Source organism: Pseudomonas sp. PB101, assembly GCF_009764265.1.
Taxonomy (GTDB): Bacteria; Pseudomonadota; Gammaproteobacteria; order Pseudomonadales; family Pseudomonadaceae; genus Aquipseudomonas.
In genome coordinates, this window is the sequence record NZ_RWIR01000029.1 from 17,448 (window position 1) to 30,331 (window position 12,884).

Here is a 12,884-nt window from a genome sequence, read left to right on the forward strand (position 1 = left end):
TCGGGATTCTTGATGATCAATAACGATCGCCTGTTGGTGCAGATCCTGCTCGTGGTGCTGTTCGGCGCGAGCTTCTGGGTGATGGCGCCGTTCTGGTCGGCGATGTTCTGGGGCGCGGTCCTGGCATTTGCCAGTTGGCCGTTGATGCGCTTGCTGACCCGTTGGCTCAATGGCCGCGAGTCGCTGGCGGCGGCATTGTTGACGCTGGGCTGGATGGTGCTGGTCGCGGCACCGCTGGTGTGGCTGGGGTTCAACCTCGCCGATCATGTGCGTGATGCCACCGCATTCATCAAGGATGCGCAGGTCGAGGGGCTGCCCGAAGCACCGCACTGGTTGGGGGCGATTCCCCTGGTGGGCGAGCGGCTGGTCGGGATCTGGAACAGCATCGATGAGCAGGGCGCGGCGATGATGGTGTCGCTCAAGCCTTATCTGGGGCAGGTGGGTAACTGGTTGCTGGCGCGCAGCGCGCAGATCGGCGGCGGTATTCTCGAACTGACCCTGAGCATCGTCTTCGTGTTCTTTTTCTATCGTGACGGGCCGCGCCTGGCGGCGTTTGTCCACACGTTGCTGGAGCGGCTGATCGGTCAGCGGGCCGGCTACTACATCGAGCTGGTGGCGGGCACTGTACAGCGGGTGGTGAACGGCGTGATCGGCACGGCGGCGGCCCAGGCGATCCTCGCGCTGATCGGCTTCCTGATCGCTGGCGTACCGGGTGCGCTGGTGCTTGGCATCGTGACCTTCATGCTCAGCCTGATCCCGATGGGCCCGCCACTGGTATGGATTCCGGCGACCGCGTGGCTGGCCTGGAAAGGCGATTACGGGATGGCCATATTCCTCGGCATCTGGGGCACATTCGTCATCAGCGGCGTCGACAACGTGCTCAAGCCGTACCTGATCAGCCGTGGCGGTAACCTGCCGCTGGTCATCGTGCTGCTCGGGGTGTTTGGCGGGTTGATAGCCTTTGGTTTTATCGGCCTGTTCATCGGCCCGACATTGCTGGCGGTGGCCTACAGCCTGTTGATCGACTGGAGCAAGACTCAGGCACGGGTCGAGGATCGCCTGCCCTGAAACCTCCTTGCATCCATCAATGTAGGAGCCGGCTTGCTGGCGATGGCACTTCAAGACCGCCATCGCCGGCAAGCCGGCTCCTGCAATCCGATTCGCGAGCTTTTTGACTCAGGTCGCCACGTTCAGGTGTTTGCCCACGCTCGCCACGTTGTCCAGTGAGTATTGCTTGCTCAGGTTGGCGATCATTTTCTGCAATGCATCGTTGACGCGCGCCTGATCGGTGGTGCTGTCGGTGTTCTGTTCGCGACCGGCCTGCAGGGCCGCCTTGAGTTCGTCACTGCTGACGTCACCGCTGCTATCGCTGTCCAGCGCCTTGAGCAGCGCGGCACTGGTGTCGGTACTGGTCGACGAATTGCTGCTGGCACTGCTCAGGCCATTACTCAGCTCATCGCTGCTGATAACGCCATCGCCGTCGGCATCCAGCGCGCTGATCAGTGCGTCAGCGAGGTCGGTATTGGGTGCCATATCGCCCGGTGGAGGCGGCGGGGGCGCCATCGTGGCCATTTCTTCGCTACTCAGGCTGCCACTGCCATCGCTGTCGAGGTCGGTGAAATTCTTGCTCAGGCTGACCAGCAATCCGTCGTCGGATTTCTGCGACAAGGCACTTTCGAGTTCATCCTGATCGACCGTACCGTCGGTGTTGCTGTCGAGTCTGGCCAGCAGGTCCTTCTGGAATTGCTGGCTGCGAGCGCTATTGGATGTGCTGTTGGTGCTGGTGTAGTTCGAGTAATTGCTGCTGATGCTACCGATCATCGGGCTCACTCCCTGGAAAGATAAACCGGTGGTGTACCGGCTGATCCAGACTCAAGGGGCGAGTTGTCGCGGGTATGTGGAGTTTGTACCGAGTGGTACACACAAAAAAGTCGCTGAACCTGTGGGTGGCTCAGGTTCGCGGCAGGCGAATCAGCGCTGTCAGGCCACCACCGGGGGTTTCTTCCAGTGTCAGTTGGCCGCCCATTCGTTGCGCGGCTTCGCGGGCAATGGTCATGCCCAGTCCAACGCCACCGGAGTTGCGATTACGCGAGCCTTCAAGGCGAAAGAAGGGTTCGAACACGGCTTCACGTTGTTCGGCGGCGATACCCGGGCCATGGTCGATGACCCGAATCACCAGTTGTTCGCGCTGGTCCTCCAGAGTGATCAGCGCCTGTCCGGCGTAGCGCAGGGCATTGTCCATCAGGTTGTTGATGCAAGAACGCAAGGCCATCGGCTGAACCTGCAGGGGCGCGCAGTGGCCGCTGGCCTGGACGTTTGCGCCCTGGTCCTGGGCGTTTTCGCTCAGGGACTCCACCAGTGCCTGCACGTCCATCCACTGCGGGGCTTCGCTGGTGCGCTGTTCATGCAGGTAGGTGAGGGTGGCGTCGAGCATGCTGATCATGTCGTCGAGGTCCTGGCGCATCTGGCCTTGCAGCTTGTCGTCGTCGATTTTCTCCAGCCGCAGTTTGAGCCGTGACAGCGGCGTACGCAGGTCGTGGGACACGGCGCCGAGCATGCGTGAGCGCTGCTTGACCTGTTCCAGGATGCGCCGCTGCATTTTGTTGAACGTGTGCGCCGCCTGCCGTGCTTCCCGTGGCCCGGACTCTTCCAGTGGCGGGCTGTCGAGGTTTTCGCTCAAGCGCTCGGCCGCATCGCTCAGACGCTGGATCGGTCGACTCAGGAGTTTGGCGCCGTACCAGGCGGCAATGATCAGCGAGACCAATTGAAAGGTGAGCGGCACCAGGGGGCCGCCGAACCATGGCCGTGGTGGCCGCTTCTCGAAGCGCGGGTCCAGTGGCGGACGTGGCCCGTCCAGGCCTTCGGAAAACTCCGCAGGAGGCGGCGGTGGCGGTGGGCCGTAATGATGAAACCAGGCGAACGCCAGCAGGTGCGCGAGGATAATCGCCAGCAACAGCACGCCAAACAGGCGGCCGAACAGCGTATCGAAGCGCCCGCGCATCAGCCGATGTCTCGGGCATCGAACAGGTAGCCCTCGCCGCGAACGGTCTTGATCAACTGCGGAGCCTTGGGATCGTCGCCGAGTTTCTGGCGCAGGCGCGACACCAGCAGATCGATGCTGCGGTCGAAGGCTTCGATCGAACGACCGCGAGCGGCGTCCAGCAGTTGTTCGCGGCTGAGCACGCGACGCGGACGCTCGATAAATACCCAGAGCAGGCGGAATTCGGCGTTGGACAGCGGCACCACCAGGCCATTGTCGGCAATCAGTTGGCGCAATACGCTGTTCAGGCGCCAATTGTCGAAACGAATGTTCGCCCGCTGTTCGCTGCGGTCATCGCGCACCCGACGCAGGATGGTCTGGATTCGTGCGACCAGCTCGCGAGGCTCGAACGGCTTGGCCATGTAGTCGTCGGCACCGAGTTCGAGGCCGATGATCCGGTCGGTCGGTTCGCAGCGGGCGGTGAGCATCAGGATCGGAATGTCCGACTCGGCACGCAGCCAGCGGCACAGCGACAGACCGTCTTCACCGGGCAGCATCAGATCGAGCACCACCACGTCGAAATGCTCCGCCTGCATCGCCAGGCGCATCGCGGCACCATCGGTGACGCCGCTGGCGTGGATGTTGAACCGAGCCAGGTAGTCGATCATCAGTTCGCGGATCGGGACGTCATCGTCGACGATCAGGGCGCGAATGCTCCAGCGTTTGTCGTCGCCTGGCGTTTTTTGGTCGTCGTTCACGGGTGCTGGGGTGTTGTGCATGCGTGCGTTCATCTGCCAGATAGGCTGCCAACCACAAAGATAGGCTGCGAGGTTGTGGTTCCAGCATAGGCGTCCGGCCCTGAGGCGGGAAGTGCTGTTGTAAGGACCCGTTGCGGTTGCCGAGGGTAGCGGGCGCGGGTGTTGCGGGCGTGTCATGTGTGTATCGAACTCGACACAATGGCTTCAGGGGCTAGTCTTGCCTGAGCCGTCTCGACGATTTACCGATCATCGGGTCCCGCAGCGGCGCTGGTTCCGCTACAATGCGCGCCGATTTCGACTTGCCTGAGAGCCCACTCATGTCCGCCTGCCAGACTCCTATCATCGTCGCCCTGGATTTCCCTACCCGTGACGCCGCACTGAAGCTGGCCGATCAGTTGGACCCGAAGCTGTGCCGGGTCAAAGTCGGTAAGGAACTGTTCACCAGCTGCGCCTCGGAAATCGTCGGCACCCTGCGCGACAAGGGCTTCGAAGTGTTCCTGGACCTCAAGTTCCACGACATCCCGAACACCACCGCGATGGCCGTCAAGGCGGCTGCGGAAATGGGCGTGTGGATGGTCAACGTGCATTGCTCCGGCGGTCTGCGCATGATGGCCGCGTGCCGTGAAGTGCTGGATCAGCGCAACGGTCCGAAACCGCTGTTGATCGGCGTGACCGTATTGACCAGCATGGAGCGTGAAGACCTGGCGGGCATCGGCCTGGACATCGAGCCACAAGAGCAGGTGCTACGCCTGGCCGCCCTGGCGGAGAAAGCCGGGATGGATGGCCTGGTGTGCTCGGCCCTGGAAGCCCAGGCGCTGAAAACCGCGCACCCGTCGCTGCAACTGGTAACTCCGGGGATTCGCCCGGCGGGCAGCGCCCAGGACGATCAGCGTCGTATCCTCACCCCGCGTCAGGCGCTGGATGCCGGTTCCGACTATCTGGTGATCGGCCGTCCGATCAGCCAGGCGGCAGATCCGGCCAAGGCACTGGCTTCGGTTGTGGCCGAATTGGCTTAAACACCAACCCTGTAGGAGCGAGCCTGCTCGCGATGGTCGTCAACGATGGCGCGCATATCATGGATAAACGCGGTGTCTTTGAGTTCTTCGCGAGCAGGCTCGCTCCTACAAGGGCTGTGTCAGACCTTCAGTACCAGCTTTCCGAAATTCTCCCCGCTGAACAATTTCATCAGCGTTTCCGGGAAGGTCTCCAGTCCTTCGACGATGTCTTCCTTGCTCTTGAGTTGGCCCTTGGCCATCCAACCGGCCATTTCCTGAGCGGCGCTGGCGTATTGGGCGGCGTAGTCCATCACCACAAAACCTTCCATGCGCGCACGGTTGACCAGCAGTGACAGGTAGTTGGCCGGTCCCTTGACCGCTTCCTTGTTGTTGTACTGGCTGATGGCTCCGCAAATCACCACGCGGGCTTTCATGTTCAGACGGCTCAACACCGCATCAAGGATGTCGCCACCCACGTTATCGAAATACACGTCGACGCCTTTCGGGCACTCGCGCTTGAGGCCGGCGAGGACGTCCTCGTTCTTGTAGTCGATAGCGCCATCGAAACCCAGTTCATCGATCAGGAACTTGCACTTGTCCGCGCCGCCGGCGATGCCGACGACACGGCACCCTTTGATCTTGGCGATCTGCCCGGCGATGCTGCCCACGGCGCCGGCCGCACCCGACAACACCACGGTGTCGCCGGTCTTCGGAGCGCCGACGTCGAGCAGGGCAAAGTACGCGGTCATCCCGGTCATGCCCAATGCGGACAGGTAACGTTCAAGAGGTGCCAGTTTCGGATCGACCTTATAGAAACCTCGTGGCTCGCCGAGGAAATAATCCTGCACACCAATGGCGCCATTCACGTAGTCCCCGACCGCGAACCCCGGGTTGTTCGAGGCAATGACCTTGCCTACACCCAAGGCGCGCATGACTTCACCCAGGCCTACCGGCGGGATGTAGGACTTGCCTTCGTTCATCCAGCCGCGCATGGCCGGGTCCAGGGACAGGTATTGGTTTTCGACCAGGATCTGACCCGCCGCCGGTTCGCCGACCGGTACTTCCTGGTAAGTGAATGTCTCGCGGGTCGCCGCGCCAACCGGACGTTTGGCGAGCAGGAATTGGCGATTGGTCAGGGAGGTCATGGGGCAGGCACTCAAAGTGAATGAAGCCTTGTTGATAGCCCGTCAGCGCCGATGCCGCAAGTTCGGCTGATGCGGCGAATGCATGCTGATCCAGTGCAGTGATAGTTGGTACGGAAGTTCCATCACTGCAACTCATGGGGGCCCAACCGGAGTCTTGATAGTGCTGCCGTGTTCAAGACCGTCATGGCTAGACTGGTCCTGCGCGATCTTCCGCTTTCATCTCTTCGAGGACATAACAATGAGCATGACGTTTTCCGGCCAGGTGGTCGTGGTGACAGGCGGGGCCGCCGGTATTGGCCGCGCGACCGCACAGGCATTCGCCGCCGAGGGCCTGAAGGTCGTGGTTGCCGATATGGACGCGGCGGGCGGAGAGGGCACGGTGGAGCTGATTCGTACGGCCGGTGGCGAAGCGACCTACGTGCGCTGCAACGTTACCCTGGAAAGCGATGTAAAAAACCTGATGGATGAGGTGATCAATACTTACGGTCGTCTCGACTATGCCTTCAACAATGCCGGCATCGAAATCGAGAAAGGCAAGTTGGCCGAAGGTACGCTCGATGAGTTCGACGCGATCATGGGCGTCAACGTCAAAGGCGTGTGGTTGTGCATGAAATACCAGCTGCCGTTGCTACTGGCGCAAGGGGGCGGCGCGATCGTCAATACGGCATCGGTGGCCGGCCTTGGGGCCGCGCCGAAAATGAGCATCTACGCAGCCTCCAAGCATGCGGTGATCGGTCTGACCAAGTCGGCAGCCATCGAGTACGCGAAGAAAAAGATCCGGGTCAACGCCGTGTGCCCGGCGGTGATCGACACCGATATGTTCCGTCGTGCTTATGAAGCCGACCCGAAAAAAGCCGAGTTCGCCAACGCCATGCACCCGGTCGGTCGCATCGGCAAGGTCGAAGAGATCGCCAGCGCGGTGCTGTACCTGTGCAGCGATGGCGCGGCGTTCACTACCGGCCATTCGCTGGCGGTGGATGGTGGCGTTACTGCCTTTTAACAAGTGACGCACCGCCGCTCCCGCAGGTTTTTTGGTTTCACAAAGGGATCGGGCAATGTGTTGCAAATGATTAGTTCGAATGTTTTTGGCGGCGTTGTCGCACATGCCTTCGAATACTCCTGTGATTAACTGTTTGTCGCAAAAAAAACAGGAGTTTGCTTGCTCATGGAGTTGAGAATCGACCGACAGGCGCTGGTGCCCGTCGTACAGCAAATTGTCGATGCGCTGACCTGCTGGCTTCAGTCCAGTGGGATGTCGCCCGGTACGCGCCTGCCTTCGGTGCGACAGATAGCTCGGATCAATTTGCTCAGTCAGTCAGCCGTCGCTCAGGCGTGTGAGCGTCTGGTGACGCAGGGAGTGCTGGCGTCAGGCCATGGGCCTGGCTATAGGGTTGCCAATCCGGCATTGGCCACGGGGGCAAGGCGAGAGTCTGCGTGGTTCGAGGGGACGGAGCCCGAGTGTGGGGCTTTGTCGGATGGGTTGAGGCTGGGCTGTGGCGGGCTGCCTGAAAGCTGGCGCGAGACCGACGATTTGATTTACGCGATCCAGCAAGTCAGTCGTACCGATACGGCCAGCCTGTTCAACTACAGCACGCCGCTGGGTTCGCCAGCCTTGCGACAACAGATACTCAAGCGCCTCAGGCAGCTGGACATCCGCGTGCAGGACAACCGGATCATGACCACCGCAGGTGCCAGTCAGGGCCTGGACCTGATTGTGCGGACACTGTTCAAGCCCGGTGATTGTGTGGTCGTGGAGAGTCCCGGTTATCCGGTGTTGTTCGATCTGCTCAGGCTGCACGGCATTCAAATGGTCCATGTGCCGCGAACGCCGCGCGGGCTGGACGTGGAGGCGCTCGAATCGGTGCTGGTCGAGCACCGGCCTCAAGGGTTGCTCATCAATAGCTTCTATCACAACCCCACCGGAACCAGTCTGGCGCCGGTGGTGGCGCGCCGCGTGCTGCAGTTGGCGAGGAGTTTTGGCGTGCAGGTGATCGAAGACGACGTTTATGCGGACTTGCGCAGCGGTTCCGGTACGCGACTGGCTGCGCTGGACGACAGCGTGATTTATGTGGGCAGCTATTCCAAGACCCTCAGCAGTTCGCTGCGGGTCGGTTTTGTGGTGGCCGGTTGCGCAGTCATTGCGCGGCTGGCCGAGGTCAAGATGATCACCGGCATGGGAGCCTCGCGGTTTTGCGAGTCGGTGCTGGCGTGCCTGTTGGCCAATGGTGCCTACGGCAAACTGGTGCAACGCCAGCGCCAACGTTTGAACAACGACCGGCTGGCGGTGCTGCAAATGCTCGAGGACGCCGAGTGGGAGGTTTTCGGCAAGCCGGCGGGAGGCTTGTTCATCTGGGCGCGTTCACAAATGTCGGACTACGATCAGGTGCGGGCCCAGGCGCGGCGTCTGGGTGTATTGCTGTCGTCGAAGACGGCCTTCAACCCCTCGGGTGAAGCCAGTGACTGGCAGCGTATCAACGTGGCCTATGCCTGCGACTCGCGTGCCCGTGCGTTCTTTCAGGCCACTGCTCGGGATCGACCTCAAGCGTTCTGAAAACGACGCTGGCGTAGCTTTTTGCCATTATTCCGGCGTCAGAGCCTTGTGTTGCTACTGGCCCGTTGCGAATCTGCGTCTACAGACTTTGGCAGGGGACTAAGTGCAAATGATTTCGGCCGTGCAAGGACGTTTTGCCAACCTCGGTATGGCGAAAAAACTGGGTGTCGGGTTTGTCCTGGTGCTGTTGTTGACTGCACTGGTGGCAGGCATTGGCGTCTGGTCCCTGCAAACCATCAGTCAGCGCTTCGACGGGCTCAAGCAGATGTCATCGCTCAACAGCGGTTTGCTCAAGGTACGGCTGCTGGAGCAGGAGTACGCCTTGCACGGCAATCCGAAAACCGTCGATGCCCTGCACGAGGGCGTCGATGGTCTGATCGCCCTGGCCAGCCAGCTCAAGGCCGCGTCGGCGGCCAACGTACCGGTGATGAATGATGTCGAACAGTCCCTGGGGGCCTATCGCAAGGCCTTCGACGAGTTTGTCTCGCTCACCCAGGCCAAGGACCTGGCGCTGGAAATGGCCAGTTGGTCGGTGTCCAGCGTGGCCAACAATCTGGATGTACTGCAATCCGGGCTCGCCGATGACGGCGCCTATACGCTCAAGGACTCCGAGGGCAAGGACGGTGCGCAATTCATCGAACAGGCCAGTCAGGTCAGCCAGGTTTCACGCCTGATGCTGCAAGCCATGAATGAAGCGCGCGTGCGTCTGGATCAAAGCCGCAAGAGCGACGACAGCGCCGGGCAGGGCAAGATCGAACAGGCCAGCCAGGCCCTGGCCCAGGCCGAGCAGCTCAAGACCACGGTCAAGGACGAGGGTTACCAGACCGTGCTCAACGAGGTGGCGGGTCATATCGCCAGTTTCAGTGAAAAACTCTCCGAGTACACCGGCCTGCTGGAACAGGAAAAAACCGTCTATCAACAATTGCACCAGCGTGCCGCCCAAGTGGTCGAGCGCGTGGATCAGGCTTATGTCGCGCAAGACCAGGCGATGCAGGCCGAACTGAAAAAGAACTCGATGCTGATCCTGGCCTCTTCCGCCCTGGCGTTGCTGGTCGGGCTGGTTGCCGCGTGGTTCATCACCCGCGTGATCGTGGCACCGCTGCGCAGTGTGATTCATGTGGCGCAGCAGATTGCCTCGGGGGATTTGAGTGCGACCATTGACGTGACCCGGCGTGACGAAATCGGCCAGTTGATGCAGGCAATGCAGCAAATGGGCGCGGGTCTGAGCCAAATTGTCAGTGGCTTGCAGGCGGGTATCGAACAGTTGGCCAGTTCCGCCCAATCGCTGTCGGCGGTCACTGAACAGACCAACCTCGAAGTCAGTACGCAGAAGGAAGAAACCGAACAGGTCGCCACCGCGATGAATCAGATGACGGCCACGGTGCATGATGTCGCGCGTAACGCAGAGGAAGCCGCCCAGGCTGCGCAAACAGCTGACGGCAAGGTTGAAACGGGTCAGCAGGTGGTGCGCCAGAGCATGGCGCGGATCGAACAGCTGGCGGATTCGGCGTCCTCGGCCAGTTCGAGCATCGAAAGCCTGAGTGCAGAAATCCAGAACATCGGCACGGTCTTGAGTGTGATCAAAAGCGTGGCGGAGCAAACCAACCTGCTGGCGCTGAACGCCGCAATCGAGGCGGCCCGGGCTGGCGAGCAGGGCAGGGGCTTTGCGGTGGTGGCCGATGAAGTGCGCGCACTGGCCAGGCGAACCCAGCAATCGACCGAGGAAATCGAACGCTTGGTCAGCGCTTTGCGCTCGGCGGCGCACTCGTCGGTGCAGCAGATCCAGAGCAGTGGCGAGTTGGTGAAGCTGGCGGTCAGCGATGCCTTGCAGACCGAGAGCGCGCTGGGCAGCATTGCGGCGGCGGTCTCGTTGATCCAGCAGATGAACCAGCAGATTGCCGCGGCGGCCGAGGAGCAGAGCTCGGTGGCTGAAGAGATCAACCGCAGTGTCACCAGCATTCGCGCCAGTGCCGATCAGTCATCGCTGGCAATGCAGGGCAATGCGGCGTCCAGTATCGAGTTGGCACAACTGGGCGTTGAACTGAAGGGTATGGTGGGGCATTTCAGGCTGTAGGAGCGAGCTCGCTCCTACAGGTTTTCGCTGATCAGTCGTAGATCACTTTCTTCTTCCAGTCTGCGTCCGCCTCGACATCCTTGAGGCCTTCGGTCAACTGGTTGACCTCGCCTTCGACCGGTGCAATGCGATCCATGACCTGGTCATTGGCGCGGGCCAGGAGTTTTTCCAGGTACTCCAGTTGCTCGGCGTAGACCTGTGGCTCCTGTTGCTTGCGCAGGTATTGCACGCCGCGTTCGAATGCCAGGCGAGCCTGCCCGGGCTGGTTCTGTTGCAGGGAATGCTGGCCGAGGTTGTTGAAGAACTCGATGTGCAGCAGCACGAGAATGTGGCGCACCTCGCGGATCCAGCGTTTGGCTTCGTTCGGCGCCAGGAAGCCGTCCTGTGCCGCGCGGGTGATCTGGCCGTGCAGGGCTTCGAGCAGGAAGCGCACATCCTTGGCCTTGGCTTCGGTCTGGATCGGTGCCGGCGGATTGTTGACCGGGATCGATTCACCCTGGCCGACAAGGGTTTCCAGTTCGGCGATCCGTGCCTTGAGGTTGGCGCTGGATTTTTCCAGGTTGAGCAGGCGCTGGCAGACGTTCATTTCCAGGCGAGCCAACAACAGTTTAAGTGCCGGGGTCATCAACTGGCCGGGAAAAGTCTCGGTGATTTCGCCGCAGCGTCGCAGGCGATCGTTGAGCTCGATCTTGGTACGGGCCTTTTCCAGCTTGTTGTTTTCCACTACATGGTTCATGTAGCCAATGGCGATCAACAGCGCGATCCCGGCTACTACTAGCAGGGTGATCATGAGTGGCGTCACCGGTAAGACCTCTTTTTAGGGTACGCATGCGAGTTTAGTGGCTTGGCATATGAGCGCCTAGGCCCGCATGACGGGTTGGATCGGACATGCCTGCGCCTATATCGGCCGCAGCCGCGCTTCCATAAATGGTGGCACGCGATATACAGATTGCCATCACTGGTGGACTATAACGTCTTGGCGGGTGTCAGAATATAGGCGTCAAACGCCGGGCAGCGGAAAAACCGCAAAGGCGTCCAAAAGCATGGCGAAGTCATTGATTTAAATAAATTTATATCAGGGGGTTGACGACCTCTCAATCCATCCATAGAATGCGCGCCACTTGCAGCGTAAAGCACACAGCGAAACGAAGCAGGGAGTGAATGTTGTAGCGTGTCCCCTTCGTCTAGTGGCCTAGGACACCGCCCTTTCACGGCGGTAACAGGGGTTCGAGTCCCCTAGGGGACGCCAATGCGGGAATAGCTCAGTTGGTAGAGCACGACCTTGCCAAGGTCGGGGTCGCGAGTTCGAGTCTCGTTTCCCGCTCCATTTTTAAACAGCGTTGCTTTCGGGCAGGGCTGAGTGAAACCAGAACCAAGTCTTCGGATGCGGATCTGGGCACCGAAACACACACCATGTGTTCCGGGCAGCGTGTCCCCTTCGTCTAGTGGCCTAGGACACCGCCCTTTCACGGCGGTAACAGGGGTTCGAGTCCCCTAGGGGACGCCATTTGCGGGAATAGCTCAGTTGGTAGAGCACGACCTTGCCAAGGTCGGGGTCGCGAGTTCGAGTCTCGTTTCCCGCTCCATATTTAACAAAAACGCCGCTCATTGAGCGGCGTTTTTGTTTGTCCTCGATTTATGCTCGACGCAAAAAAAGGCCCGCCATTCTGACTGGGCGGGCCTTTTGCGTTTCGGGTAATGCTTGCATCGCCCGGTGTTCAGTCCACGTGGTAGTGGACGGACAGCGTGCCTTTCTTTTGCGAAAGAGCGTTGATCTTGACCGCGCCCAAATCTTTCAGACTGCGAACGTGGGTGCCGCCGCAACCGTAGGCAGGCAGTTCGCCGAAACCGATTTCCCTGGCGCCTTCACGCAGCGAGGTCAGGCGCGGCAGGTCCTGGTCGATCCACTGGCCGATGCCATGCTCGATCGCCTGGGCCTCAACGTCCTGGGCTGAACTGCCCGGCTTGAATTGCACACGGCCTTCCCCAGGCCAGTGATGCGCCTTGATCGGCATCCAGCCCATGGCTTGTACAAAGTGGCCGATCAAATGCCCGGCTGAATGCATGCGCGTATTGAACAACCGGCGCTGCTCGTCGACGCGGATCTGCGTCATCCCGGTTTTTACCGGTTGGTCGACAAAATGAATGATCCGTTCGGGATCCTGCACCACTCGCAGTACCTGGCTTTCGCCGATCCAGCCAGTGTCACAAGGCTGTCCGCCGCCTTGAGGGTGGAACAGGGTAGCGCGCAGTACCACGGCAAATTCGTCTTCGCAGGGGGTGCATTCCAGGACTTCCACGTTGGCCTTGAGCTCATCACTATGGAAAAAAAGGCGCAGCGTCATATTCCAGGCTCGTATTGATAATCTGTTTTTATTATA

General features: G+C 60.5%; 11 protein-coding genes, 4 tRNA genes and 1 pseudogene. 10 read left to right on the forward strand and 6 right to left on the reverse strand.

Annotation, left to right across the window (positions count from 1 at the left end; translation table 11 throughout):
* Positions 1–12: 12 nt before the first annotated feature.
* The gene (locus tag EI969_RS09430) at positions 13–1,068 is read left to right on the forward strand and encodes an AI-2E family transporter (protein ID WP_160387298.1); all 1,056 of its coding nucleotides are present in this window, start codon (positions 13–15) and stop codon (positions 1,066–1,068) included.
* A 108-nt stretch (positions 1,069–1,176) separates the two neighbouring features.
* Here EI969_RS09430 and xopAW read toward each other — a convergent pair whose 3' ends face one another.
* The 3 genes from xopAW to EI969_RS09445 all read right to left on the reverse strand — a co-directional run bounded on the left by xopAW (position 1,177) and on the right by EI969_RS09445 (position 3,759).
* Positions 1,177–1,821 carry a XopAW family type III secretion system calcium-binding effector gene (gene xopAW, locus EI969_RS09435; RefSeq protein WP_160387300.1) on the reverse strand — a complete coding sequence of 215 codons (645 nt, stop codon included), beginning with the start codon at positions 1,819–1,821 and terminating at the stop codon, positions 1,177–1,179.
* A gap of 130 nt (positions 1,822–1,951) precedes the next feature.
* Positions 1,952–3,001 (reverse strand): HAMP domain-containing sensor histidine kinase, encoded by a 1,050-nt coding sequence (locus EI969_RS09440; protein WP_160387302.1) that lies wholly within the window; start codon positions 2,999–3,001, stop codon positions 1,952–1,954.
* Positions 3,001–3,759, reverse strand: a complete 759-nt coding sequence (locus EI969_RS09445) for a response regulator (RefSeq protein ID WP_160387304.1) — start codon at positions 3,757–3,759, stop codon at positions 3,001–3,003. Before EI969_RS09445 ends, EI969_RS09440 begins: the two co-directional genes overlap by 1 nt.
* Positions 3,760–4,055: 296 nt before the next feature.
* Here EI969_RS09445 and pyrF point away from each other — a divergent pair, with 296 nt between their 5' ends.
* Positions 4,056–4,754 (forward strand): orotidine-5'-phosphate decarboxylase, encoded by a 699-nt coding sequence (gene pyrF, locus EI969_RS09450; protein WP_160387306.1) that lies wholly within the window; start codon positions 4,056–4,058, stop codon positions 4,752–4,754.
* Positions 4,755–4,873: 119 nt separating this feature from the next.
* Here pyrF and EI969_RS09455 read toward each other — a convergent pair whose 3' ends face one another.
* Positions 4,874–5,878: an NADP-dependent oxidoreductase gene (locus EI969_RS09455; RefSeq protein ID WP_160387307.1), complete on the reverse strand. Its 1,005-nt coding sequence runs from the start codon at positions 5,876–5,878 to the stop codon at positions 4,874–4,876.
* Positions 5,879–6,116: 238 nt separating this feature from the next.
* On the opposite strand from EI969_RS09455, the gene EI969_RS09460 reads away from it, so the two are divergent.
* From EI969_RS09460 to EI969_RS30955, 4 genes and pseudogenes are all read left to right on the forward strand, one after another.
* Complete coding sequence (locus EI969_RS09460) at positions 6,117–6,878, forward strand: SDR family oxidoreductase (protein ID WP_160387309.1); 762 nt, start codon at positions 6,117–6,119, stop codon at positions 6,876–6,878.
* Between the two features lie 165 nt (positions 6,879–7,043).
* Positions 7,044–8,429: a PLP-dependent aminotransferase family protein gene (locus tag EI969_RS09465; protein ID WP_160387311.1), complete on the forward strand. Its 1,386-nt coding sequence runs from the start codon at positions 7,044–7,046 to the stop codon at positions 8,427–8,429.
* A 1,015-nt stretch (positions 8,430–9,444) separates the two neighbouring features.
* Positions 9,445–9,645, forward strand: a pseudogene (locus tag EI969_RS30950) (HAMP domain-containing protein); the annotation flags it as partial.
* Complete coding sequence (locus tag EI969_RS30955; protein ID WP_371925913.1) at positions 9,640–10,503, forward strand: methyl-accepting chemotaxis protein; 864 nt, start codon at positions 9,640–9,642, stop codon at positions 10,501–10,503. The pseudogene EI969_RS30950 and the gene EI969_RS30955, both read left to right, overlap by 6 nt.
* Positions 10,504–10,534: 31 nt before the next feature.
* On the opposite strand, the gene EI969_RS09475 is transcribed toward EI969_RS30955, so the two are convergent.
* Positions 10,535–11,293, reverse strand: coding sequence for a hypothetical protein (locus EI969_RS09475; protein ID WP_178120610.1), 759 nt, complete (start codon positions 11,291–11,293; stop codon positions 10,535–10,537).
* A gap of 383 nt (positions 11,294–11,676) precedes the next feature.
* Between EI969_RS09475 and EI969_RS09480 the strand changes: the two genes are divergently transcribed.
* The 4 genes from EI969_RS09480 to EI969_RS09495 all read left to right on the forward strand — a co-directional run bounded on the left by EI969_RS09480 (position 11,677) and on the right by EI969_RS09495 (position 12,089).
* Positions 11,677–11,752: transfer RNA gene (locus tag EI969_RS09480), tRNA-Glu, on the forward strand.
* Between the two features lie 2 nt (positions 11,753–11,754).
* Positions 11,755–11,830 (forward strand) — tRNA-Gly (locus EI969_RS09485).
* A gap of 104 nt (positions 11,831–11,934) precedes the next feature.
* Positions 11,935–12,010 (forward strand) — tRNA-Glu (locus tag EI969_RS09490).
* 3 nt (positions 12,011–12,013) lie between these two features.
* A tRNA-Gly gene (locus EI969_RS09495) sits at positions 12,014–12,089 on the forward strand.
* Positions 12,090–12,221: 132 nt separating this feature from the next.
* Here EI969_RS09495 and EI969_RS09500 read toward each other — a convergent pair.
* On the reverse strand, positions 12,222–12,848 hold the full coding sequence (locus tag EI969_RS09500; RefSeq protein WP_160387315.1) for an alanyl-tRNA editing protein: 627 nt from the start codon (positions 12,846–12,848) through the stop codon (positions 12,222–12,224).
* Between the last annotated feature and the right edge of the window lie 36 nt (positions 12,849–12,884).